Annotated in this window: 25 protein-coding genes and 3 pseudogenes; 14 read left to right on the top strand and 14 right to left on the bottom strand. The window is 70.4% G+C overall.

Going from position 1 to position 23131, the window contains the following annotated elements:
* Positions 1 to 471, top strand: a complete 471-nt coding sequence (locus tag ACFXJ8_RS10775) for a sigma-70 family RNA polymerase sigma factor (protein ID WP_379643627.1) — start codon at positions 1 to 3, stop codon at positions 469 to 471.
* Complete coding sequence (locus ACFXJ8_RS10770; RefSeq protein WP_379643626.1) at positions 468 to 2306, top strand: hypothetical protein; 1839 nt, start codon at positions 468 to 470, stop codon at positions 2304 to 2306. The genes ACFXJ8_RS10775 and ACFXJ8_RS10770 overlap by 4 nt, the downstream gene beginning before the upstream one ends.
* Here ACFXJ8_RS10770 and ACFXJ8_RS10765 read toward each other — a convergent pair.
* Both ACFXJ8_RS10765 and ACFXJ8_RS10760 read right to left on the bottom strand, forming a co-directional pair.
* Positions 2303 to 3793 carry a carboxyl transferase domain-containing protein gene (locus ACFXJ8_RS10765; RefSeq protein WP_379643625.1) on the bottom strand — a complete coding sequence of 497 codons (1491 nt, stop codon included), beginning with the start codon at positions 3791 to 3793 and terminating at the stop codon, positions 2303 to 2305. The two genes, ACFXJ8_RS10770 and ACFXJ8_RS10765, sit on opposite strands and share 4 nt — an antisense overlap.
* 43 nt (positions 3794 to 3836) lie before the next feature.
* A complete protein-coding gene (locus ACFXJ8_RS10760) occupies positions 3837 to 4994 on the bottom strand; it encodes a CaiB/BaiF CoA transferase family protein (protein ID WP_379643624.1) in 1158 nt (385 codons plus the stop codon).
* Between the two features lie 107 nt (positions 4995 to 5101).
* Here ACFXJ8_RS10760 and ACFXJ8_RS10755 point away from each other — a divergent pair, with 107 nt between their 5' ends.
* Positions 5102 to 5629: a uridine kinase gene (locus ACFXJ8_RS10755; RefSeq protein WP_379643623.1), complete on the top strand. Its 528-nt coding sequence runs from the start codon at positions 5102 to 5104 to the stop codon at positions 5627 to 5629.
* Here the strand turns inward: ACFXJ8_RS10755 and ACFXJ8_RS10750 are convergent.
* A complete protein-coding gene (locus ACFXJ8_RS10750; protein WP_379643622.1) occupies positions 5626 to 6303 on the bottom strand; it encodes a histidine phosphatase family protein in 678 nt (225 codons plus the stop codon). The two genes, ACFXJ8_RS10755 and ACFXJ8_RS10750, sit on opposite strands and share 4 nt — an antisense overlap.
* Positions 6304 to 6511: 208 nt before the next feature.
* Here ACFXJ8_RS10750 and ACFXJ8_RS10745 point away from each other — a divergent pair, with 208 nt between their 5' ends.
* From ACFXJ8_RS10745 to ACFXJ8_RS10735, 3 genes are all read left to right on the top strand, one after another.
* On the top strand, positions 6512 to 8569 hold the full coding sequence (locus tag ACFXJ8_RS10745) for a hypothetical protein (protein ID WP_379643621.1): 2058 nt from the start codon (positions 6512 to 6514) through the stop codon (positions 8567 to 8569).
* A 189-nt stretch (positions 8570 to 8758) separates the two neighbouring features.
* A complete protein-coding gene (locus tag ACFXJ8_RS10740) occupies positions 8759 to 9637 on the top strand; it encodes a Tn3 family transposase (protein WP_379643620.1) in 879 nt (292 codons plus the stop codon).
* 39 nt (positions 9638 to 9676) lie between these two features.
* Positions 9677 to 9853 (top strand): hypothetical protein, encoded by a 177-nt coding sequence (locus ACFXJ8_RS10735; RefSeq protein WP_379643619.1) that lies wholly within the window; start codon positions 9677 to 9679, stop codon positions 9851 to 9853.
* Here ACFXJ8_RS10735 and ACFXJ8_RS10730 read toward each other — a convergent pair.
* On the bottom strand, positions 9850 to 11223 hold the full coding sequence (locus ACFXJ8_RS10730; protein WP_379643618.1) for an FAD-dependent monooxygenase: 1374 nt from the start codon (positions 11221 to 11223) through the stop codon (positions 9850 to 9852). The two genes, ACFXJ8_RS10735 and ACFXJ8_RS10730, sit on opposite strands and share 4 nt — an antisense overlap.
* Before the next feature lie 35 nt (positions 11224 to 11258).
* Here ACFXJ8_RS10730 and ACFXJ8_RS10725 point away from each other — a divergent pair, with 35 nt between their 5' ends.
* The gene (locus tag ACFXJ8_RS10725; protein ID WP_379643617.1) at positions 11259 to 11945 is read left to right on the top strand and encodes a TetR/AcrR family transcriptional regulator; all 687 of its coding nucleotides are present in this window, start codon (positions 11259 to 11261) and stop codon (positions 11943 to 11945) included.
* 308 nt (positions 11946 to 12253) lie between these two features.
* Here the strand turns inward: ACFXJ8_RS10725 and ACFXJ8_RS10720 are convergent.
* Both ACFXJ8_RS10720 and ACFXJ8_RS10715 read right to left on the bottom strand, forming a co-directional pair.
* Positions 12254 to 12793, bottom strand: a pseudogene (locus tag ACFXJ8_RS10720) (recombinase family protein); the annotation flags it as partial.
* Between the two features lie 15 nt (positions 12794 to 12808).
* Positions 12809 to 13243, bottom strand: a pseudogene (locus tag ACFXJ8_RS10715) (TetR/AcrR family transcriptional regulator); the annotation flags it as partial.
* Between the two features lie 81 nt (positions 13244 to 13324).
* Here ACFXJ8_RS10715 and ACFXJ8_RS10710 point away from each other — a divergent pair.
* On the top strand, positions 13325 to 14182 hold the full coding sequence (locus ACFXJ8_RS10710) for a helix-turn-helix transcriptional regulator (RefSeq protein ID WP_379643616.1): 858 nt from the start codon (positions 13325 to 13327) through the stop codon (positions 14180 to 14182).
* Between the two features lie 127 nt (positions 14183 to 14309).
* Positions 14310 to 15014 carry an SDR family NAD(P)-dependent oxidoreductase gene (locus ACFXJ8_RS10705; RefSeq protein ID WP_379643615.1) on the top strand — a complete coding sequence of 235 codons (705 nt, stop codon included), beginning with the start codon at positions 14310 to 14312 and terminating at the stop codon, positions 15012 to 15014.
* Between the two features lie 8 nt (positions 15015 to 15022).
* Here ACFXJ8_RS10705 and ACFXJ8_RS10700 read toward each other — a convergent pair whose 3' ends face one another.
* A complete protein-coding gene (locus ACFXJ8_RS10700; protein ID WP_379643614.1) occupies positions 15023 to 15385 on the bottom strand; it encodes a DoxX family protein in 363 nt (120 codons plus the stop codon).
* Between the two features lie 11 nt (positions 15386 to 15396).
* On the opposite strand from ACFXJ8_RS10700, the pseudogene ACFXJ8_RS10695 reads away from it, so the two are divergent.
* Positions 15397 to 15733 (top strand): annotated as a pseudogene (locus tag ACFXJ8_RS10695) (hypothetical protein); the annotation flags it as partial.
* A gap of 159 nt (positions 15734 to 15892) precedes the next feature.
* Positions 15893 to 16105: a hypothetical protein gene (locus ACFXJ8_RS10690; RefSeq protein ID WP_379643613.1), complete on the top strand. Its 213-nt coding sequence runs from the start codon at positions 15893 to 15895 to the stop codon at positions 16103 to 16105.
* Between the two features lie 33 nt (positions 16106 to 16138).
* Here ACFXJ8_RS10690 and ACFXJ8_RS10685 read toward each other — a convergent pair whose 3' ends face one another.
* From ACFXJ8_RS10685 to ACFXJ8_RS10675, 3 genes are all read right to left on the bottom strand, one after another.
* Positions 16139 to 16351 (bottom strand): hypothetical protein, encoded by a 213-nt coding sequence (locus ACFXJ8_RS10685; RefSeq protein WP_379643612.1) that lies wholly within the window; start codon positions 16349 to 16351, stop codon positions 16139 to 16141.
* Between the two features lie 110 nt (positions 16352 to 16461).
* On the bottom strand, positions 16462 to 16818 hold the full coding sequence (mihF, locus tag ACFXJ8_RS10680; RefSeq protein WP_379643611.1) for an integration host factor, actinobacterial type: 357 nt from the start codon (positions 16816 to 16818) through the stop codon (positions 16462 to 16464).
* 122 nt (positions 16819 to 16940) lie between these two features.
* Positions 16941 to 17333 (bottom strand): Tn3 family transposase, encoded by a 393-nt coding sequence (locus ACFXJ8_RS10675; RefSeq protein WP_379643804.1) that lies wholly within the window; start codon positions 17331 to 17333, stop codon positions 16941 to 16943.
* 412 nt (positions 17334 to 17745) lie between these two features.
* Between ACFXJ8_RS10675 and ACFXJ8_RS10670 the strand changes: the two genes are divergently transcribed.
* Positions 17746 to 18300: an AAA family ATPase gene (locus ACFXJ8_RS10670; RefSeq protein ID WP_379643610.1), complete on the top strand. Its 555-nt coding sequence runs from the start codon at positions 17746 to 17748 to the stop codon at positions 18298 to 18300.
* A 40-nt stretch (positions 18301 to 18340) separates the two neighbouring features.
* Here the strand turns inward: ACFXJ8_RS10670 and ACFXJ8_RS10665 are convergent, their stop codons facing one another.
* The 4 genes from ACFXJ8_RS10665 to ACFXJ8_RS10650 form a co-directional block, all read right to left on the bottom strand.
* Positions 18341 to 18850: a hypothetical protein gene (locus ACFXJ8_RS10665; RefSeq protein ID WP_379643609.1), complete on the bottom strand. Its 510-nt coding sequence runs from the start codon at positions 18848 to 18850 to the stop codon at positions 18341 to 18343.
* Positions 18851 to 19026: 176 nt separating this feature from the next.
* Positions 19027 to 20175, bottom strand: coding sequence for a DegT/DnrJ/EryC1/StrS family aminotransferase (locus ACFXJ8_RS10660; protein WP_379643608.1), 1149 nt, complete (start codon positions 20173 to 20175; stop codon positions 19027 to 19029).
* The gene (locus ACFXJ8_RS10655; RefSeq protein ID WP_379643607.1) at positions 20172 to 20888 is read right to left on the bottom strand and encodes an amidohydrolase family protein; all 717 of its coding nucleotides are present in this window, start codon (positions 20886 to 20888) and stop codon (positions 20172 to 20174) included. The genes ACFXJ8_RS10660 and ACFXJ8_RS10655 overlap by 4 nt, the downstream gene beginning before the upstream one ends.
* Positions 20885 to 21550, bottom strand: coding sequence for an amidohydrolase family protein (locus tag ACFXJ8_RS10650; protein WP_379643606.1), 666 nt, complete (start codon positions 21548 to 21550; stop codon positions 20885 to 20887). The genes ACFXJ8_RS10655 and ACFXJ8_RS10650 overlap by 4 nt, the downstream gene beginning before the upstream one ends.
* Positions 21551 to 21641: 91 nt before the next feature.
* Between ACFXJ8_RS10650 and ACFXJ8_RS10645 the strand changes: the two genes are divergently transcribed.
* Together ACFXJ8_RS10645 and ACFXJ8_RS10640 are read left to right on the top strand one after the other, a co-directional pair.
* Positions 21642 to 22364, top strand: a complete 723-nt coding sequence (locus ACFXJ8_RS10645) for an amidohydrolase family protein (protein ID WP_379643605.1) — start codon at positions 21642 to 21644, stop codon at positions 22362 to 22364.
* Positions 22361 to 23089, top strand: coding sequence for an amidohydrolase family protein (locus ACFXJ8_RS10640; RefSeq protein ID WP_379643604.1), 729 nt, complete (start codon positions 22361 to 22363; stop codon positions 23087 to 23089). The genes ACFXJ8_RS10645 and ACFXJ8_RS10640 overlap by 4 nt, the downstream gene beginning before the upstream one ends.
* Positions 23090 to 23131 lie beyond the last annotated feature (42 nt).

Below are 23131 nucleotides of genomic sequence, written 5' to 3'. Positions count from 1 at the left end.
ATGGCGCCCACGGCTCCGACCTTCGCGGAGCTGTTCGCCGGCCAGTACCACTCCCTGGTACGGCTGGCCGGACTGCTGGGCGCGGACGACCCCGAGGACATCGCCCAGGAGGCGTTCGCCAGGCTGCACACCCGCCGCCTGCGCGACGACGCCGCGGCGCTCGGCTACCTGCGCTCGACCGTCTGCAACCTGACGCGTAACCGGCTGCGGCATCTGCGCATCATCCGGCTGCGCCGTCCCGAACCCCCCGAGCACGCCCGCAGCAGCGAGCACGCCGTCATCGTGGCCGAGGAGCACCGTGAGCTGCTCGCGGCCCTCGACACGCTGCCGCGCCGCCAGCGGGAGGCGCTGATCCTGCGCTACTGGCTCGACCTGTCCGAACGAGAGATCGCCGACGCCATGGGCGTGTCGCCCGGTTCGGTCAAGACCCACGCCAGCAGGGGTCTGGCGGCGCTGAGGGGGAAGCTGTGAACGACCTGGAAGAGCGGCTGCGCGACGCGCTCGACGCCCGCGCCGCGACGTACGAGGCGAGCCCGACGGCGTGGACGAAGGTCCAGCAGCGGGCCGGACGCCGCCGGTGGGCGTGGCCCGTCATCCTGGCGGCCCTGCCGGTCGCCCTGGTGGCCGTGCTCGTGCCTGTCCTGCTCAACGGGGGCCTGGACAGGCAGACGGTCACGGCTTCGCCGCCGAAGCCGACGCCGGTGGGCCAGGAGCTGGTCATCGACAACCCGGCCGAGAACCGGCCGATGGGCCTGTGGTACGCCACCGACCACAAGGGGCTGCTCGTCTTCTGCCGGGCCGTGCAGTACGCGGGCGAGGCCGCCACCCACACCGTTTGCGGCGGCAACGTCGGGGCCCAGGCGATGAAGAGCGCCGGCTGGTTCGAGGGGACGACGCAGTCCGTGCCTCTGCGCGAGAGCGTGCTCGACTACGGCGGCACGCGCCTGGACGTCGCCACGGTGACGGCGGTGACCAAGAAGGGGACGCGCGTCGCCGGAGCCGTCCAGCGGCCCTCCGGCGCGCCCTTCAAGATCTGGACGGTCGTCGTCCCTGCTACGGACCAGGTCACCGCCTACGAGTTCGCCGCCACCGACGGCAGGCTCCTGTCGCGGGTCGCCAGACCCTTCGCGATGCCGCCCGAGGCCGAGCAGGGTGAGCCCGCGGGCGACGCGACGAAGGTCGCCGGGCTGAGCGTGCGGCCTCACAAGACGCCCGACAGGACGCTCATCTGGAGCCTCGACGGTCGCGAGCTGGGGCTGAACCACAGCGCCAAGGAGCTGTTGCGCAACATGGGCGGCAAGCCGATGGACGTCGACCTGCGGGTCAACGGCGGTCGCTGGTTCGGCATCGCCCGCCAGGACACCGCGAAGGTCGAGCTGATCCGCAAGGACGGCAAGGTGCTCAGGGCGGCGGTCAAGCAGGACCCGTGGAAGTTCGGCGTACGGCTGTTCGCCGGTGAGGAGCCCGTCTCCGGCGACCTCTACCTGGAGGGCTTCAGCCTCGTCGGCTACGACTCCGGCGGCAAGGAGCTGTGGCGCGAGGACCACCCCGCCGACAAGCCCGCCTGGGACCCGCACCCGCCCATCGGCGAGGTCGTCACCATCGGCGCGGCGAAGGTGTGGTTCAGCAAGGTGACGCTCGCCGACGGCAGGACCTGGGACGGGCTGTGCCGCTCGATCGCGGGCAAGACCACCTGCGACGCCTTCCAGCCGGTCGCGGCGGGAGACGCCGAGCGCCTGCCCGACCTCGGCAAGAGCGCGATCGGCGTGGCGGGATCCGAGGTCACCCAGGTGGAGGCGGTGAAGGCCGGCACCCGCGGCACCGTGTACACGCCCTCGGGCGCCCCGTTGAAGATCTGGGTCGTGCCCAACCGCGGCGGCTCGGAGCGGTTCGCCCTGCGGAACGCCGAGCAGGACACGGTCGCCACGGTCGGCGGCAGCGCGCCTGACAAGTGCTCGGTCTCCCCGCCCGTCGGACCGGCCGCCGCACTGGGGACCGGGGCCACCGTGACCCACCAGGACGGCTGCCTGATCATCTGGACGGACAACGGGCGCTTCATCACCGAGAAGCACAAGATCGACGATGCCACCTACAGCTTCGGCGACGGCGTCCTGGCGGGATACGCGGTCGTGAAGACGGCCAAGGTCGAGTTGGTCTTCGACGACGGCTCCCGGGTGACCGCGACCATGTCGGCCGACCCGTGGGGTCTCGGCCTCACTCTGTTCTCCGCCCGCACGACGAAGGCGAGTGTGGACGCGAGCGTCGTCGGCTACGACGCCGCAGGCAAGGAGATCTGGCGGCGCTAGATCCCGAGCGAGCGGTAGCGCGCCAGGCGGGCAGGCAACCTGTCCGCCTGGGGCGTTTCCAGCAGGCCCGCGATCTCGAACTCCAGCGCCCTGGCCACCCGCTCGCAGAAGGCCCTCGGCTCGTAGGCGGCGTCGGGCCGCTCGGGGATGACCCGGTCCACGATCCCGTTACGGCGCAGGTCGGTGGCGCGCACGCCCTGCGCCTGGGCGATCTCGGGGGCGAAGTCGACGCTGCGGTAGAGGATCGCCGAGGCGCCCTCGGGCGGCAGCGGCGACAGCCACGCGTGCTGGGCGGCCAGCACCCTGTCGGCGGGCAGCAGGGCCAGCGCGCCGCCGCCCGCCCCCTCGCCGAGCAGCAGGCACACGGTCGGCGCGTCGAGCATGACCAGGTCGGTCAGCGAGCGGGCGATCTCGGCGGCCAGGCCGCCCTCCTCGGCCGCCTTGGACAGGGCGGCGCCCGCCGTGTCGATCACCGTGACCAGCGGCAGGCCGAGCTCGGCGGCCAGGCGCATGCCGCGTCTGGCCACGCGCAGCCCTGCCGGGCCGAACGGGCCCGTGGCGCGCTGCGTGCGCCGGTCCTGGCCGAGGACGACGGCCGGAGCCGTACCGAACCTGGCCAGAGCCAGCAGCAGGCCGGGGTCGGCCTCGCCCTCGCCGGTGCCGTTCAGCGGGGTGACGTCGGAGGCGGCGAGCTTGAGCAGGGTGCGGATGCCGGGACGGTCGTCGCGGCGCGAGCGGGTGATGGCGTCCCACGCCTCCACCGGACGCAGCTCTTCCTCGGGCTCGGGCCCCTTCACCAGCCCGTTCCTGCCCGCGGTGAGGACGGTCAGCGCCCTGATCGCGATGGCGCGCGCGTCTTGCGCCGAGACCACGGCGTCGACCAGGCCGTGCGTGAACAGGTTCTCGGCCACCTGGACGCCCTCGGGGAAGGCGTAGCCGTGCAGCGACTCGAACACCCGCGGCCCCAGGAACCCGATGAGCGCCCCCGGCTCGGCCGCCGTCACGTGCCCGAGCGAACCCCAGCTGGCGAACACCCCGCCGGTCGTCGGATGGCGCAGATAGACGATGTACGGCAGGCCCGCCTCGCGGTGCAGCTGGACCGCCGCCGTGATCTTGACCATCTGGGTGAAGGCGAGCGCGCCCTCCTGCATGCGGGTGCCGCCGGAGGCGGGCGAGGCCAGCAGCGGCAGCCCCTCACGGGTGGCCCGCTCGACCGCCCGCACGAGCCGCTCGGCCGCGGCCACCCCGATGGAGCCCGCCATGAAGGAGAACTCGCAGGCCACGATGGCCACCCTGTGCCCGTCGACCGACCCCTCGCCGGTGATCACCGACTCGTCGTAGCCGCTCTTGGCGCGGGCGGCGGCCAGCTCCTCGGCGTAGGAGGAGCCGGGCCTGGCGGGGTCGGCGGGCGGCGTGTCCCACGACTTCCACGATCCCCGGTCGAGGACCGTCTCGATGAGAGTGCGCGCGTCCGGCCGGCTCACCACTGCTCCCCTGCTGTCGTCCAGTGCTGCAAAGTTGACGCGCCGATCACCGTTCCCGTTCCGCCAACCACGAAAGTACGGCCTCGCCGTCCTGTCCGAGGGCGGGCGGCGGGGTGTGCTCGAACGGCTCGGCGCCGTCGAAGCGCAGCGGCGGCCCCGGCAGCTCGATCCGGCCGAGCACCGGATGGTCCACCTCCACGACCAGCCCCTGCGAGCGGGTCTGGTCCCAGGCGTAGACCTCGTCGAGCGTGCGGATGGCGCCAGCGGGCACGCCGAGCTCGGCCAGCACGGCCAGCCAGTGCGCCCGGTCGTGGCGGGCCAGCGCCTTCTCCATCTCGCCGATCAGCTCATCCCTGTGCGTGAACCGCTGCCTGTTCGTCGCATACTTCGCGTCATCGGGGTCGATGTCCAGCAAGACGGCCACCTTGCGCCACTGGGAGTCGTTGGCGACGGCGATCTGCAACATCCCGTCGGCGCAGTGGAAGGCGCCGTAGGGGGCGATCGAGGCGTGGTGGTTGCCGCCCGCCACGGGCACCTGCCCGCCGACGGTCCACGCGGTGCCGTGGTAGGAGTGCACGCCCGTCACCGCGGCCAGCAGCGAGGTGCGCACCACCTCGCCCCTGCCGGTGCGCTCACGCTCGTAGAGGGCGGCGACCACGCCGTAGGCGCCGTGGATGCCCGCCAGCAGGTCGGCGATCGAGGCGCCCACCCGGTACGGCTCGTCGGGTGACGGGCCGGTCAGCGACATCAGGCCCGCCTCGCCCTGGGCGATCTGGTCGTAGCCCGGTCTGCCGCCCTCGGGGCCGTCGTGGCCGAAGCCGGTGATGGACAGCACCACCAGGCGCGGGTTGAGCTCGTGCAGGCGCTCGACGGGGAAGCCGAGCCGGTCGAGCACGCCGGTGCGGAAGTTCTCGATCAGGACGTCGCTCTGCCGTACCAGGCGCTCGATGAGCCGCCTGCCGTCCTCGGACTTCAGGTCGACGGCGATGGACTGCTTGTTGCGGTTGGCCGCCAGGAAGTAGGTGGAGATGTCGTGGTCGGGGCCGGCGAACGGCGGCCCCCAGCCGCGTGACTCGTCGCCGCCCTCGGGATGTTCGACCTTGATCACCTTGGCGCCGAGGTCGCCGAGCATCTGGGCGGCGTGCGGGCCGGCCAGGGCCCGCGACAGATCGAGGACGACGATGTCGCCAAGGGGTCCGCGCAAGATCAACCTCCAGTGGTGGACGCCGAGCTTATGGCCTTACCAGCCTTTCAGGCGAGAGCCGTCGCCCGACAGTCAGGTCCCTGTTCCACCATGACAGGATCGGACGAATGGATCACCTGGTGAAACGCATCATGGCGCGTCCGCCTTCCTGCGGCCGCACCCGCGTCGTCGCGGTCGACGGGCCGGCCGGGTCGGGCAAGACGACGTTCGCCGAGCGGCTGGGGCCCGCGCTCGGCGCGCAGGTGGTGCACAGCGACGACTTCCCCGTGCCGTGGGAGGAGGGTCCTGGGCCGTGGTTCGCCGCGCTGGAGGAGCGGGTGCTGCGCCCGCTGAGCGAGGGGCGGCCCGGCGCCTTCCGCCGCTACGACTGGGCGCGCGGGCTCTACGCCGAGGAGGTGGCCGTGCCCGTCGCGCCCGTGCTGGTCATCGAAGGCGTCGGTACGGCCCGCCGTGGCGCGCCGGTGTCCTTCAGGGTGTGGGTGGAGGCGCCTCGGGAGGTGCGCATGGCCAGGGTGCTGGAGCGCGACGGGCTCGCGCTCGAACCCCGATGGGTGGAGTGGTTCGCGGCCGAGGAGCGGTGGTTCGCCGAGGACGGCACCAGGCGCCGGGCCGATGCCGTCCTCGATTTCTCCTAGTCCAGGTGGCCCACCTCGTTGAAGGCCAGCAGTTCGAGCCGGCCGTCGCGCGCCGCCCACGTCGAGACGGAGGCGTTCATGATCGGCGCGTGGACGTGGACGCCGGCCAGCGCGGTGTCGGGCGACTCCTCGATCACGTGGCGCAGGATCAGCACCACCGAGTCGTGCGCGACGATCAGCACCCGCCGCCCTTCGGCCGAGGCGCGCAGGTCGCCGAGGAAGTGCCTGAGCCGCACCGCCACGTCGCCGAACGACTCGCCGCCCGGCGGGCGGTAGCCGTACTCGCCCTCGGCCAGCAGGCGCGCCGCCTCCTCGGGAAAGCGCTGCTCGATGGCGGTCAGGTTGTAGTGGCGCAGCTCGCCCCACTCCCTGTCGCGCAGCCGCGCGTCGACCCTGACCGGCAGCGGTCCCGCTCCCCACACCTGATGGGCCAGGCTCCAGGTGTCCAGCGCCCTCAGGTACGGCGAGCACCAGACGACCTCGGGCGCCTCCTGCTCGGGCAGCGACTTCAGGAACCCGCCCAGGGCCGCCGCCTGTAACCGGCCCAGCTCGGTGAGGGTGATCTCGTGGTCTTCACGCTCGTAGACGAGGGGGATGCCGACGGACTCACGGTAGGCGAGGTTGGCCTCGCTCTGGCCGTGCCGTACCGCGATGATGCGCTGGGGGTCGCTCATGCTGATCATTGTGCAGTGATCGGCGGCCTGGCGCTGCGGACTTCCGTTGGAGCAGTGCTGGGCACAGAATTACTCTGGCGATGGCCCTCTTAGTTGCCCTGCCCATCGCAACTCCGGTCCAGGCCGAATCCGCCGCGCCCCGAGCGGATGCGGGTTCGCGAACCTGGGCACGCTCCCCCTCACCGGCGCGACCACGGCGGGCACCGCCATGGACGCCACCCATCCCGGCGGCCCCCGCGTCTACTCGGTGACCTCCAGCGCCTCGGGACCCGCCGTCCTGGGCGTCAGGAACGCCAGGGACGGCGCCCTCATCGCCGAACGCCCACTGCCGCTCGCGCTCGGCTCCTGGGCGGTCACCGTCGCCCCCGACCACTCGGTCTACGTCGGCAGCTACAACGCCACCGCGGGCGCCATGGGCAGGCTGTACCGCTACGAACCCGCCGCCGACAAGGTGAGCGAGCTGGGCATGGCCGCGCCCGGCGAAACCTTCGTGTGGACGGTCGCCACCAGCCCCGACGGCGCGTCGCTGTACGCCGGCACCTCGCCCAACGGCAGACTCGTCCGACATGACACCGCCACCGGCAAGACCACCGACCTGGGCAGCCCCGTCCCCGGCGAGCAGTTCGTCAGGGACCTGGCCGTCGGCGACGACGGCACGATCTACGCGGGCGTCGGCGCCCAGACCATGAAGGTCGCGGTCGTCGGCGCCGACGGGGTGACCAAGCAGGTCGTCGACCCGCCCGTCCAGGGCCACGGCTACGCCTACGACCTCGACGTCGTCGGCCGCTACCTGCTCATCAGGTACGCCACCTCCACCAACACCAACCCCATGGGCGTCTACGACCTCGAGAGCCGCACCTGGAAGGACGTGGTCGAGGACGTCGACAGCCTGACCGTCGGCGGCGGCAGGCACGGCCACCACGTCTACCTCTTCCAGAACGACGAGCTCGTCAGCTACGACCTCAAGACCGGGACGATCGCCAGGACCGGGTTCACCGACTTCGGCGGCGGCGCGGCCAGGCCGCTCGGCTGGGTCGGCCACACGCTGGTCGGCACCGGCTCGACCGGACGCATCTGGCACTTCGACCGCAAAACCGGCAAGGGCACGCTGCTCGACGGCACCCTCACCGGGCAGCCCGTCAGCATCCGCTCGATGGCCGTCGGCCCCGACGGCCGCGTGTACGGCGGCGGCTTCTTCACCGGCGGCCTGGCCGCCTACGACCCCGCCACGGGCGAGAAGCAGTTCTGGCCCAACGTCGGGCAGAGCGAAGGCATGGTCACCCACCAGGGCAAGCTCTACCTCGGCGTCTACCCCTGGGCCAGGATCTACGAGTGGACGGGCAGCGAACCCAAGCTGCTGCTCAACCTGGCCGAGCACGAGCAGGACCGCCCGTTCGCGATGATCTCCGCGGGCGACTGGCTGGCCTTCGGCACCGTACCCAAGATCGGCACCGTCGGCGGCGCGCTCGGCCTCTACAATTCCGTCACTGGCAAGAGCGTCACCAAGCGCAACCTCATCCCCGGGCACAGCATCATCGGCCTGGCCTACCGCGACGGCGTCATCTACGGCACCACCTCGGCCTTCGGCGGCGTCGGCGCCCCGCAGGACGACGCGGCCGTGGCCTTCGCCTACGACGTGGCGGCCGACTCGCTGAAGTGGCGGACCAAGCCCGTCGCGGGCGACCTGGCGCTCGGCTCGATCACCTTCGACGACCAGGGCAAGCTGTGGGGTCTGAGCCCCGACGCGCTGTTCGAGCTCGACCCGGCCACCGGCCGGGCCCTGCGCGTCGTCAAGCACCAGACCTACCCGTGGGAGAGCGCCACCCAGGTGTTGCTCGACACCTACATCGAGCTCGGCTCCGACGGCAAGCTGTACGGCAAGGTCCAGGGCAAGGCGTACCGGATCGACAGGGCGACGATGGCGCTGACGCTCATCGTCAGGCCGGTCTCGATCCTGCTGAAGGGCCCCCGACGGGCACATGTACCTGTCGCGGTTCGAGAACTTCTACACCTACCGCCTCTGCTGACAGGTGACGCCCTCGCCCATCCCGACGATTCGGTCCGCGCGGTCATCTTCCCGGCTGTTACCGGCGGCGAGCAGACGCTGAAGGACCTGGTCCACGAGTTCAAGACCAAGGGCCCGGCCTACAGGACCACGGTGCAGACTACGCTGCGTGCCTCCTACACCAACCACTACCGCCGCGGTCTGATCGCGCTGTTGGAGACGCTGGAGTTCAAGACAACTACACCGCCTACCGGCCGGTGATCCGGGCGCTGGAGTTGATCCGCCGCTGCGCCAAGGCGGGCAACACCACCTACTACCCGCGCGGCGAGACGGTGCCCGAGCATCGCGGCACCGCCGACGCTTGGGAGGATCTGGTGTTCAAGAACGACAAGCGCGGGCGAAAGCGGATCGTGCGGATGGTGTACGAGATCGTCACCTTCCAGGCACTGCGTGACGCCCTGCGGTGCAAGGAGATCTGGGTCGTTGGCGCTCACTCCTTCCGTGACCCGGAGGATGGTCGTGCACTCCCAGACGTTGCGTGCCTCGGCCTCCGAGGTGCACGCGATGATCGAGGGCGCGGTACGGCACGGCACCATGATGAAGGTCGAGGGCAACTATGTGGACTCCCACGGCCAGACGGAAATCGGGGTCGGCGTGTCCAGGCTCCTGGGCTTCGACCTGCTGCCGCGCATCAAGCAGATCAGCAAGGTCAAGCTCTACCGCGTTGAGAGCGGAGAAAGTGACCTGTACCTCCGGCTTACGCCGGCGATGACCCGGCCGATCCGCTGGGACCTGATCGAGCAGAACTACGACCAGATGATCAAGTACGCGACCGCGATCAAACAGGGCACCGCCTCCACCGAGGCGATCCTGCGCCGGTTCACCGAGTCCGCCTCCCACCCGACCTACCAGGCCATGTTGGAGGTTGGCCGTGCGCAGAAGACCATTTTCGTCGCCCGCTACCTCCGTCTCCGGGAACTGCAGCGGGAGATCCAGGAAGGGCTCAACGTGGTGGAGTCGTCCAACGGTGCCAACAGCGTCATCTTCTACGGCAAGGGCGGCGACATCGCCACCAACCATTGCGAGGAACTGGAGATGACCGTCCTGTGCCTGCGCATCCTGCAGGCCGCCCTCGTATACGTCAACACGCTGATGCTCCAGGACGTCCTCGCCGATCCCGAATGGGCCAAGCTGCTCAAGCCCGCCGACCACCGCGGGCTGACACCGCTGTTCTGGCAGCACGTCCAGCCCTACGGCGAGGTACGGCTGGACGTCGCCAAGCGGCTGGCGCTGGTCGGAGGTGCCGCGCAACCGGGCAGATCGGAGTAGGTCACGATCGCTTCGTTATCCGATGCACGCGGACCCGGCATGCCGTTGAGCAGTAGTGGCGGCAACGTCCCGTCGCAGGCTGGCAGAAAGGAGTTCTGGTGCCGCTACGCGACGATCTGGGTCTCCGCCAAGAGCCGATACGGCCTGACGATCACGAAGAAGGAGAAGAAGGATCCCCGCGACATGCTCGCCACCTGTCCGAAGGCGGCGCGCTAGCCGTACGAACGGCTCACGAAACCGTCAGGGCGGACCAGCACCGTCCCGTACGGCCAGCCGTCCACGACGTGCACCGGAACGTCGGCCTCCACGCCGGGATCGGCCGTGAGTACGCACCACTGCGATCCGACGAGATCTAGCGTGGACACCCCGTCGGCCACCCACATGTGCGGCAGGCGGGATCCCGGCGACCCGTCGAGGTTGAGGGCGACGTCCTCGGTGGAGGGGAGTTCTGTGCCGCCGTACCGGTAGCCCATGTGCACCACCGGCGCGTTGATCGCCCCCGCTGCCTTGCGCGCCTCCGCCATGTCCTTCCCCCAGTGCAGGGACGGATCGTTGAAGCGCAGGTGCGCCTGCTCCATCGTCATGAGGGCCACCGGGTGGCGCTCCGCGTGGTAAGTCTCCAGCAGCTCGGGCCCGGCCTCACCGCGCAGCACGTGCGCGAGCTTCCACGCCAGATTGTGTGTGTCGGCGATGCCGGCGTTCAGCCCGAACGCGCCCAGTGGGGGGATGGCGTGCGCCGCGTCGCCCACCAGGAAGACCCGCCCGACGGAGAGGCGATCGGCCACCTGGCCCCGCCCCCGGAACGTCAGCACGCTGCGGATCTCCACCTCGATCGACGGGTCGCCGAGCGCGGTGCGGATGAGTTCCGGAGTCGGCTCCGTGTCGAGGCGGGTGAGGAAGACCCACTCGCGTTCGCCGTCGACAGTCACCAGCAGGCCGGTCGCGTCCGGATGCTCGATGTTGCACATAGCGAACGGCTCGCGCGGACGCAAATCAGCGCCGAACAGGACGCTCGTCGTCTCCTGACCGATCACACCGGGACCGGTAAGGCCGATTCCGAGGATCTGCCGAACCCGGCTGCGCACACCGTCGGCCGCCACCAGATAGCGTGCCCGCACCACACGCCCGTCGGACAGGGTGGCCGTGACGCCGCCGGAGTCCTGCTCGAACGAGTCAAGCTCCACGCCGAACTCCACGTCGCCCGCCTTGGTGATCAATACGCGGTCGAACCGATTCTGTCCGCAGGTGCCGCGGATCCGGGCCGGCGTGTAGGTGAACTCAGTCGCGCCTCTCGTCTTCCACGCCACGCCTTCGGTGAAGTCGGCCTCGGCGAGCGTGCGCCCCCTGATCTTCCCCGCCCGCAAATCGACCGCGGCTTCGTTGACCGCTTGATCCAGGCCGACCTCGCGCAGGATCTCCACCGACCGCAGCCCGATGCCGGTGGCCCTGGGGTGGTGCGACAGCTCCGGCTTCTCCTCGACGACGAGGGGCTTGATGCCGTGGTGGCGCAGCAGCACTGCGAGCATCAGCCCGACGGATCCGCCGCCGGCGATCAAGACGTCCGTGGATACAGTGTGCCTATTCATGGGAACACTGTACCCACTTCGGTAGACTCGTGTCCATGCCACTTGTCTGGGAGCGGGAGCCGTACCGGCCGAAAAGGCAGGCTCTGAGCGTGGAGCGCATCGTGGACGTGTCCGTCGCCATCGCCGACGCCGAGGGGCTCGACGCGCTGTCGATGCGCCGCGTCGCCGCCGAGCTGTCGACCGGTACGACCTCGCTCTACCGTTACGTGGACAGCCGCGACGACCTGCTCGACCTCATGGCCGACGCGGTGCAGGACGACCACGTGCCGCTGACGGGAGACTGGCGCGCCGACCTCGAGGCGTACGCCCACCACGAGCGCGAGTTGTGGCTGCGGCACACCTGGCTCGCCCCGCTGCTGGCGACCCGACCATCGCTCGGCCCCAACTGGCTGCGCGGCCTGGAGCACGCCCTCACCGCGGCCGCCTCGCTGACCTCCGACATCGCCGACGCGGGCTCGGCCGTCGGACTGATCAGGGACTACGTGCGCGGCGCGGTCATGCGCGAGCTCGCAGAGAAGGAGACCCAGCGGCGCACAGGTCAGACCGAGGACGAGTGGCGCGCCGACGTCGCCCCCTACATGCGCAAGATCGTCGAGAGCGGTGCATATCCCCGGATCTCGCGCATGACCGAGTCCGCCGACCTGAGTCCGGCCGAACAATTCTCGTCTGGCTTGCGCCGCATCCTTACCGGGATCGCGGCCTCTCAGCAGACGGCAAAGTGATCACGAATGCACTGAGGCCGGTCCCGCCCGAACGGGGACCGGCCTCAGCCGCGAAGACATGGCCGGTTAACCGACCTTTGAGCAGATCGCCCATACCTGAGATTCACCGGGCCGCCCGTCTGCTGTTCGCTTACCCCCGCCAGGCCGTCCATTGTTGTGGGAATGCTGTTGTGGGGATGCGATGCCCGGAGTGCTCCGTCCGCATTATTGAAATCGACGCCCCCTCCGAGGACCTTCTTGCTGCCTGCGCAAGAGGCCACGCTTGGCCTTGCCGCCGTAGTAGGTGATCGGGGGCAACCGTGCTCCTCCTACGCCGAGACCGGCTTGGCGGGGTCGAGATGGCGGTAGATCGTGGCGCGGCTGACGCCGAGCCGGTCGGCGATCTGCTGGATGGTGTAGCGACGTTTGCCGTCCTCGCCCTTCATCTCGTACAGCGCGCGGGCCATCTCCACACCATGGGCATCCAGGGCCGCCGGTCGCCCGCCGACGCGACCGCGCGCGCGGGCCGAGGCCAGTCCTTCGAGGGTGCCCTCGATGATGAGTTCGCGGAGGAACTCGTCGAACGCCCCGAACATGTGGAACTGCAGGCGTCCATCCGGAGTGGAGGTGTCGATGCCCTGCTTGAGCACTAGGAGGTCGACCTCGCGCTCGCGGAGCTGTGCCGCCAAGTCCAGCAGGTGGCGTAGCGAACAGGCAGCACGCGACAGGCGGGTAATGACGAAGGTGTCGCCAGGCCTGAGGTAGTCCAGCGCCTTGGCCAGCTCGGGGCGTCGATCGATCTTTCCCGATGCCTTGTCGACGAAGATCCGATCGCATCCGGCCTCGGCCAGGGCGTCGCGCTGACTATCAGGGTTCTGGTCGCTGAGCATGCGCACGGCATGCGTCTGGTCGGGCTCGGCGATGTCGTAGGCGCGCAGGATCGCCCTGGTCATCTGCGCGTGCCGTACACCGGCGCTGGCCACGGCGGTCTCGGCGACGAGGCGCATGCGGGCGGCGTCGTAGCGGCCGGGATGCTCGCGGGCGTAGGTGCGGTAGGCCTGCGCGAACGCGGCGAGCGCGTCCTTGCCCGCCCGCCCCGCCACCGCGTCGGCCACCCGGTCGGCGAGTTCCTCCAGGGAGAGGAGGGCGATGCGGGTCTTGACGTCGTGCGAGCTCTTCAGGTGCGAGTAGAGGCTCGCGGTCTTCACGTCGAACCGCCTGGCGACGGCGGCGACGGTCACCTGGTCGAACCCGACCTCGTCGGCGAGCTCCGCCCCGGCCCTGGTCAGCACGTCGGGCGTCAGCCCGACTCTTGCCATCGTCACCATCTCTTGCCTAGCCCCATGATGCGGGTGGCTATGGCGATTAGGCACATCGCCGTCGATGGCTAGCATGGCCGCGTGGACATCACGAAGCTCTCCGGTGAGGCGCGGGCTAGGCGGTCCGCCGAGATGCGGGAGTTCCTGCGGTCGCGGCGCGCGCGGGTGAGCCCGGCCGACGTGGGCATGGCCGCGGGTGACGTCCGCTCCCGCCGTACACCGGGGCTGCGGCGGGAGGAGGTCGCGGTGCTCGCCGGGGTCGGCGTGTCCTGGTACACGTGGCTGGAGCAGGGGCGTGAGATCAACGTGTCGGGCGAGGTCCTGGACGCGATCGCCCGCGTGCTCCGCCTCGACGCCGCAGAACGCGAGCACCTCTATCTGCTCGCCGGGCTGAACCCGCCGCGGCTACCCCCAGTGACGGGCCGGCAGGTGCCCGACGGGCTGCGTCAGGTGATCGACTCGTGGCTGCCGCATCCCGCCTATCTCATGGACAGGCACTGGAACCTCGTGGCCGTCAACCGGGCCGCCGAGGTGGTCTTCGGTTACGGCGAGGACGACCACAACTGCCTGGTCACCTTCTTCTCCAGCGCCCGCTACCGCGCGTCGCTGTGCCACTGGCGCGACGCGGCGCAGGCCATCGTCGGCCAGTTCAGGGCCGACGCCGCGCGCTACCCCGACGACCCGGAGTTCGGACGGCTGGCCGCCGACATGTGTGCTGTCAGCCCCGAGTTCGCCGAGATCTGGGCGGAACACGACATCAGCGACGCGACGCGTGGGACGAAGTCCGTCGCCCACCCCGAAGCGGGCGAGCTCACCTTCGCCTACACCACGCTGACCCTTCCCGACCTGCCCGGCCACCGGCTGATGCTGCACACCCCGTCGTCCGGCACGGACACCGGCGAGAAGGTGGCCGCGTTGCTGGGCGTGGCGGTCGGGTGACGCCACCTGGGTGGTGGTGGCAGACCCAGGTTCGTCCCGCACTGCCGGGTTCTCGGCGGCCGGCGAAGGATGGCGGTCATGGAACGCTTCACCAACCGCACCGTCCTCATCACCGGCGCCCTCCGGCATGGGACTCGCCACCGCCCGCCGCCTGCTCGACGAGGGCGCCTACGTCGTCATCACCGGGAGGGACGAGACCCGGCTGGACCACGCGGCCGCCGAGCTCGACGCGGGTCCCCGCCTGCTGACCGTCCGCGCCGACGCCGCGAACCTGGCCGACCTCGACCTTCTCATGCGCCGCGTGGAGACCTGGCGCGGCGGCCTGGACGCCGTCTTCGCCAATGCCGGGACCGGCGTCTTCAAGCCCAGCGCCGATCTCACGGAAGCCGACTTCGACCACTCGACCGACGTCAACTTCAAGGGCGTGTTCTTCACCGTCCAGAAGGCGCTTCCGCTGCTTAGGGAGGGCGGCGCGATCGTGTTGAACGCCTCGTGGACGTTGTACCGCGGTCTGCCGATCGCCTCGGTGTACTCGGCGACCAAGGCGGCCGTCCACAACCTGGCCCGCACCCTCGGGGCCGACCTGGCCCCGCGCGGCATCCGCGTCAACTCGGTCAGCCCGGGATACATCGACACCGAGATGTACAGAAGCGCCAACGCCGGCCCTGAGGCCGACAGCGCCAACGCGGCGATGGTTCCGCTGGGGACCATCGGCCACGCCGCCGAGGTCGCCGCGGCCGTGGCCTTCCTGGCGTCGGACGACGCCTCCTACATCACCGGCCAGGACCTCGTCGTCGACGGGGGCCTGGTCGGCGCCTTCCCCAACCGCTGACCTCCGGGTCAGAACCGGGTGTGGGTCATCGTGTACCAGGTCGGCGCGAACACCAGCAGCGCGGTCAGGACGAGGACGCCCCGGGCCATGAGGAAGCGCGGGGTGGTCAGGGCCGAGGCCTCGGTGGGCCTGAGGTTCCAGCGCCCGACCGCGAGGAACGCCGAGACGCCGCCGAGGAGCAGGTTCGCGGGAATGAGCTCGTACTCGCCGCGGACGAGGTGGAAGCCGGTCGCGAGGAGCATCGTCAGGGCCAGGCCCGCGGCGGCGAGCGGCGTGAGCCTGGGCCTGACGCCGATCATCGCCGGGAGGATGAGGCCGATGCCGCCGAGCAGCTCGACGACGCCGATGAAGACGATCAGCGGCTGCGGCACGGCCGCGTAGAGCGCCGGTCAACCAGCGGACCTTCAACACTCGGTACGGCAAGGCGGTCTTCACCGCCAACGACTTCACCAGCCTGAGTGCGCCCGACGGGCACCTGATCCTGCAGACCCTACGCGCGCACGACCAGTGGAACACCATCCCCTACACCGACAACGACCGATACCGGGGCATCAAGGGCTCGCGCCGCATCGTCATGGTCAACCCGGCGGACCTGGCCGAGCTCGGGTTCGGCCGCCGCCTACTATCCCGAGACCAACGTGCTGGTGCCGCTCGACAGCGTGGCCGACGTCAGCAACACGCCGACCTCGAAGGCGGTCGTGGTACGGCTGGAGCCCGCGGAGAAGCCCCAGACGATTAGTACCGAAGTCGGGGTTCGGCTTCATCGCCGCCATGGCCGAAACCGAACGCGAGAACATCCGCGAAGCCACTCTCGAAGGCCTCGACGCCACCGCCCGAAAGGGCAAGCACGGCGGCCGCCCGCCGGCCATCACCACGACATGCTGCACACCGTGCTGCGCCGCCGCGCGAACGGCGAGTCCGTCGAACAGATCCAGCCCGACCTGATCATCGCCACCGGCAAACGCAAAGGCCGCAGCCCCAGCGTAGCCAGCATCTACCGGGCCATGGCCGAGCACGACAAACGGCAGGCCTACCCTGAAGCCGTCCAGGCCGCCCACGCCGACTTCGCCGCGCTTACCACCAGCCGGTGACCCACACCCTGATCCGCGCCCCGACCCACACCGTCACGAGGGCGGCCACACCTGTAGCACCTGGTCGTCGACGGGGTCGAGCTCGACCCGGTACCCGGCCGTGAGCAGTGCGTCCTCATACCGGGCCAGTTCCCCAGCGCAGGCCTGGGCATCGCCGGTGTAGGCGATCACGAACGGCGCGCCGTCGCCCTCCACGACAAACCCGTCCTGCCGCTCGCAGCACGGCCCGGATGGCCTCAGCGTCACGATCGCGCACCGTCCACAACGGCCGACCGGCCGCCCCGAACCCGAACTCCGGCTTGTCCTCGCTCATGGCCACACCGTAAGGCCAGCCGCGATCGTCGGCCTAGAGCGATTCACCGCAGCAGGCCGGCGCCACCTCCGAGGGACACGCGCTCACCAGCGCTCGAGTGCGGTGAGCTCCGCTCGCGCTGCGCTTCTCCCAGGCTGCCGACACGTCGCTTCGTCTCGACCCCGCACGTCGCCATCACCGCGGCGACCCGGGCCGGCCCACAACCGGGTACCGCCCGCAGCACCTGAGAGACCCTCGTCCTCTTGACGAGATCATCGTCGCGCGCCATGGCGAACACCTCCGCCGCGGTGACCGTCCCGGCTCGGACCTTGGCCAACAGCTCGCTGCGCGCCGTCCGCGCTTGCGCGGCCTTGAGCAAGGCCAGCGCCCTCTGCTCAGCGGTCAACACCGGTCCCGCCATCGATGGGCCTTCAACCTCGGTTGTCCCCCCCTCCCGGCAACATCAGGTCAGGCCGGGTGCGAGCCTCCATCATGGAGCACCGTCAACAAATGTGACAGTAACCCCGGTTCACCGTACCGCTCCTACTCGCAGGCCTTGATCTGCCGCCGGTAGTCGGGCTCGTCGGCCAGGCGCAGGATGTGCAGGGACTTGGAGATCCGCCCGTAGTGGGCGATCGCGTCGCCGAGCTGGGTGGGGCTGCCGTCGCGGCTCAGCATGCGGATCACGTCGTGCGCGCGGACGGCGCCGGTGTGGATGGAGCCGATGATCCGCAGGATGTCCTCCCAGTGCCGCTCGATCTTCGCGAGGTTGATCCGGCCGCGGGCGACGTCGTTGAACGGCCCGTAGTCGGCCGTCTTGTGGGTGCGCCACATCTTCTGATCCGGCAGGTCGGCCAGCTGAGGCGCGTAGCTGTAGCCGGCCAGGGTCAGCAGCCCGAACACGATGTCGCTGTAAGAGCCGGTGTCCGTGACGATCGATTCTGTACAAGATCACAGTTGAGGATCTGACGGTACGGCTGGCGCCAGCCGTACCAGCGCCCGCTCGTTTGGGGCTGGTGACACGATTCTTACCGGCAGTCCGCAGTGAGTTCAGCCACACTGAGGCGTATTCATCGGGAACAGCCGCAAGTTTGGTTGGTGAGATCTGAAAATGCGGGGAGTTCGTCGGATCAGCTTCGGTGGCGCGCCCGCCGTGAGGCATGTAGGGCAAGTGAACGGTCCGCGAACGTGCCTGACCAGTACTCGGGGGTTGTTAGGCACGTTAGTCATGTGAGGAACCCGGGGGATGAAGTCTCTGTGGTCGCGCGGATCTCTCCCCGCGCCTACAGCATCCCGGCCGTCCTTTAACCAGATGGCAGTCAACGTCCGGCTAGCTACCATCGGCTGGATGGGAGATCGTCTCAAGGGCACTTATGCACCCCTGTACCTGCTCGCGGGGGCGCCTGGCGCGGGCAAGACGACATTGCTACCGCACCTCCTCCAGGCGGTGGACGGGCTGGTCGTGATGGATATGGACGAGCTACTCGAGGACGGCGAGCTGATCGGTGTGCCCATTGCGGAGCCGGAGGCAGCGCCGATTTGGCCGGCCTACGACCGGATGTGGCGACGCATCGTGACCATGGTGCGCCGGGCTGGTCATCCCGTGCTGCTGATGTGTCCGATCCCCGACGCCATCGAGGTGCCCGCGTTCGTGCGATGGGACGGGCCGATCCACTGGGCCCTGCTGGACTGCCCCGATGACGAGCGGAAACGCCGGCTGCAGGAGCGCGGCGCGCCGCAGGAGTGGATCGACGACGCGCTGGCGGACGCGGAGCAAGGCCGGGAGCTGATCACGACCGTGTTCCAGGCCGTCGGCGCAGATCATGCTGGATTGGCGACACAGGTGCTCGCGTGGGCTGCGGCCCGGAGCATCAGCGTGCCGACCAGCCAGAACGTTCAATAAGGCAAGATAAATCGGAGACCCGGTGTCATGACCCAAAGGATCATAGTTGGGGTGCCTGATCGAGCTCGTCGGCGAGTAGGTGCTCGGCGACGGCGGAGTATCTGGCGGCGGTGCTGTGGGAGATCCCGAAGACCAGCGACAGGTGAAGCGGGTCCGCCCCTCCGGCGAGAGCTTCGTGGAGGATGCGGTCCTTGCGTATCCGGTCGACGCTGCATCCGATGTGGTTCATCCGCACCGTCACGAATTGTTGGCTGATCGGACCGGTGCCGTGGGCGGTCTTGTCGCTGATGAGGACGTGTGGGTTGTTGGTGTGCGGCCAGGTGGCGCGACGGTGGCGGAGCCAGCGGCGGAGTACCCGATGGCTGAGGTCGCCGAGTCGCTGGCGGCGGCCGGCGAGGGTGATTCGCCGGTTAGCCAGGTCGAGGTCGTCGAGCGTCAGGTGGCGGATGGCTCCGATGCGGGTGGCGTTCTCGGCGGCCAGGGCGATGATGACTCGTCCGGCGAGGTCATCGACCTGTTGCTCGATGGCCCGAATCTCCTCATCGGCCATCGGGAGCAGGGCGAAGTCCGCCGGGCGGCCCTTCAACCCGGTTGTCGGGTTGGAGAAGATCAGGCCGCGCTTCTTGGCGAATCCGACGACCCGGCGGCGCCCTCGAGGTCGACGCGGGCGACCTCCGCGCCCGTCGCCGGGTCGACGGCGTTGAGGTGGGCGGGCGCGCCGGAGGGTCAGGCTTTCAGCACCTTGGCGAGCGCCTCGGCGATGTCCGCGGCGCGCGCGGGGTCGTCCATGAGCATCGACTGGCGCACCCACACGACGCTCTCGGCGGCCGACTGTGTGGCGGGGCACGGCTGCGCGCGGGCGCCGGCCTCGGTGAGCGCGCTCATCGTGCCCAGCGGCGGGTACCCGGCGTCCAGCGGCACGCCCTCGGCCGCCATCGCCGCCAGCAGGAAGGCCCGGTCGACCGGCTGCTCGAAGCGGAGCATCAGCAGGTGCCGCGAGTCGCGGGTGGTCCCCTCCGGCCGCGGTACGGCACGCACCGGCAGGTCGCCGAGGTCGAGGGCGGCGCAGAACGCCTCCCGCCGGTCGATCTCGGCCTCCAGCCGGTCGAGCCACGGCAGCAGCAGGGCCGCCTGGATCTCGGTCAGCCGCAGGTTCCATCCGACGGTCGGGTGACCGTACCACTGGCCGCCGAGCTTGCGGCCGAGGTTGCAGACCGACCAGATCGCCTCGTAGGCGGACTCGTCGCGGCAGACGATCAGGCCGCCCTCCCCCGCGGTCATCGCCTTGCTGGCCTGGAAGCTGTAGACGCCCGCGTCGCCGAGGCCGCCGACGGGGCGGTCGTGATAGGCGGCGCCGTGGGCCTGGGCGGCGTCCTCCACGACGACCAGGCCGTAGCGGGCGGCCAGTGCGTTGAACGCGTCCATGTTGGCGGGACTGCCCGCCAGGTGGACCGGCATGATCGCGACGGTCTTCGAGGTGATCGCCGCCTCGGTGGCCGCCGCCGACAGGTGCAGGTCCACCGGGTCGACGTCGACGATGACGGGGGTCGCGCCGGTGAGCAGGACCGAGGTGGCCGAGGCGACGAAGGTGTAGGCGGGCACGATCACCTCGTCGCCGGGCCCGACACCGAGGCCGCGCAGCGCCGCGAACAGGCCGAGCGTGGCGTTGCCCACCGCCACGCCGTACGGCACGCCGGAGCGGGCGGCGAATGCCTCGGTCAGGTCGGCGACGACCGAGCCGCCCTGGGTGGCGCCCCACAGGCCGCTCTCCAGCACGCCGGTGACCAGCTTGCGCTGCGCGTCGTCCATGGGCGGCGGCCAGGAGGGCCACGGGGTGGAGCGGACGGGGGCGCCGCCGTGGATGGCGAGGGTCACACGAGACCTCCAAGGATGCGGACGAGGTTGCCGCCCTGGATGAGCGCCCTGTCGGCGTCGGCGAGCGGCGCGAGGGCGACGCGGCCGTATCCGGCGCGCAGGTCGAGGAAGCAGGAGTCGGAGCCGAACACGACCCGGTCCGCGCCTGCCAGCTCGGCCAGCCTGGCGATCCAGCGGCCGGTCATCTTCGAGCCGCACGTCTCCAGGTAGAGGTTCGGGTGGTCGGCCGCCAGGCGGGCGGCGCGGGCGAAGCCGTACGGCCAGAGCCCGGTGTGTCCCATGAGCAGCGGCACGCCGGGATGACGGCCGGCCACGACCGCGAACCGGGCGGGGTCGCTCCACGGGGAGTCGGTCTGCCCGTGGGCCAGGACCGGCAGGCCGAGCTCCCACACCGGCTCGTAGCGCAGGTCGTCGAGCGGGCACTGGTGCACGTCGGGATGGATCTTGACGCCCCACACGCCCTCGGTGACGAGCGGGGTGCGGTGGTGGGGGTTGTAGACCTGCCAGACGCCGAACCTGCCCGGGTGCCGCTCGGCGATCTCGAAGGCCAGGCGGTTGCCCGCGGCCGCGTCGGGGCCGACGCCGAGCAGGTGGCTGATGCCCATGGCGTCGATGCCGAGCTTGTCCATGAGGCTGACCAGACCCTCGGCGGTGGGGTCGGGGATGAGGAAGTCGGGCCAGGCGCCGACGTGGCCGTGCGCGTCGAGGATCACAGCAGGTCGCCTCCCGTGGCGATGAGCGCGATGTCCTCGCGGGGCAGCTCCAGGTGGTCGAGCAGGAAGCGGGGCCCGCAGTCGTCGAGGATCGGCGCGCCGGTGCCGAAGACCAGGCGGCGCGCGCCGAAGCGCTCGGCCAGCCACTCGACGGCGCGCTGGGTGTTGACGGTGCCCATCTCCAGCCAGACGGTGGGCGCCTCCGACATCAGCTCGGCGATCGCGCGCAGCCTGCGGTAGCCGGGGTTGAGCAGCAGGATCCGCTGGCCGGGCAGCCGCCTGGTGAGGGTGAGCAACTGGGCGGGCGAGGTCTCCTCCAGGTCGACGGCGACGATCGTGCCGAGCTCGGCCAGCCAGCGCAGCGCGACCGGCCCGGTCAGGTCGAACCTGTGCCGTTCGGGGCACAGCCGCATCATCGGGACCCGCCAGTCGGGCAGGTCGGCGAACGCCTCGGGGACGAGGACGGGCACGGGGACCAGCCGGGGGTCGTCGAGCGCGAAGAGCGCCTGGTTGCCCGCCTGGGCGTCGGAGTAGAGGCTGAGCGTGTGGGTCACGCAGGCCCGGTCGATGCCCAGGCGGTCCATCTCGGGCCGCGGGTCCTCCGGCAGGTCGTCGAAGGGCACCGGCCCGATGAGGCGGTGCGCGTCCAACAATTTCGGCATGGCCAGCCCCCTTCCTGACAGCGTCTCCACTGTTGCCCAATTTTGGCCCCGACCGTAATGTTCTGGGCGCGAATAGTCAATGGAGGCGATGGTGACGGCGTTCGACGCGCGCGAACTGGTCGGCGAGCTCAGGGTGACCCTCGACGTGGACGTGCTGGTCGGCGCGTACCCCGACAGGGACGGTCCGCCCGGCGCCCCTGAGGCGGTCATGGGACGGCTGGCCGAGCACGGGATCCAGGCCGGGGCCGTGGCGTCGTTGCGGGCCGCGCTGTTCGATATGCGCTCGGGCAACGCCGAGGTGCTCGCCATGGAGGGCGCCGTCCCGGTGGGCGCGCTCGACCTGCGCGACCCCATCGGCTCGGTGCGCGAGATGGAACGGCTGGCCGCCCTCGGGGTGAAGGCGGTCAGGCTCTTCCCCGACGAGCAGGGCGTCGAGGCGTGCTTCCCCTCCGTGCGGCACGTCGCCAGGCGGGCGGCGGCGCTCGGCCTGGTGGTACTGACCGGCGGGGACGTGCGGCGCTTCTGGCAGCCGTTCTCCGGGCTCGGCGCCACGGTCGTCTTCCTCGACACGCACTTCTACCACCTGGGCGACTTCCTCGTGCTCGTTGCGGACGAGCCGGGCTTCCACACCTCGACGCGGCTGCTCAACTCCCCCGACGCACTGGAGTCCGTCCCCGCGGACCGGCTGCTGTACGGCTCCCGCACCCCCCACTACGAACCGCTCGTCCCGCTGCTGCGGCTGGCGACCAGCGGCCTGAAACCCGATGAGATCGCCGCCGTGGCGGGCGGCAACGCGAGGAGGCTGCTCGGATGATCGTCGACGTGCACGCGCACTGGGGCCCGTGGTTCTTCACCATGGACGTGGCCGAGGCCAACAGGGCCACCATGGACCGCTACGGCATCGACGTGTCGATCGTGTCGGCCACCGAGGCGGTCATCTACGACGCGGCGTCCGGCAACAGGGCGCTGGACGCCTGGCTGGCCGGGACCGACCGGCACTACGGGTACGTCACGATCAACCCGCGCCGCCTGGCCGACGCCGAACGCGACCTCGACGAGTACCTGCCCACGGGGCGCTTCGTCGGCGTGAAGATCCACACCGACTACACCGGCTCTCCCGTGACCTCTCCGCAGTTGCGCGAGGCGCTGGCGCTGGTGGCCTCCCGCGACGTGCCCGCCCTGGTCCACACCTGGGGTAGTTCGGTGCTCGACCTGGCGCAGGTGTGCCTCGACACCCCGGGACTGCGGGCGATCGCCGGGCACATGGGGGCGGACGGCTTCCGCCACGCCATCGAGGCGGCGGCCGCCTGCGACCGGCTCTACCTCGAACCGTGCTACTCCCACGCGCCCGCGGGACGGATCGCCGCGGTGGTGGCGGGCGTCGACCAGGACCGGCTGCTGTTCGGCACCGACTCCACGCTCATCGACCCCGCCTCGGCGTTCGGGGCGGTCGCGGCGGCGAACCTCTCCCCTGCGGTCGCCGAGGCCATGGCGTGGCGCAATGCCGTACGACTCTTCGGTCTGGACATTACGGCCTAGGCCGTTATAGCGTGCGGCGAAAACTTCACAAGGGAGCGAGCG

The sequence above is a fragment of the Nonomuraea sp. NPDC059194 genome (assembly GCF_042754765.1).
Lineage (GTDB): Bacteria > Actinomycetota > Actinomycetes > Streptosporangiales > Streptosporangiaceae > Nonomuraea.
This window is presented reverse-complemented; position numbering and strand designations above follow the sequence as displayed.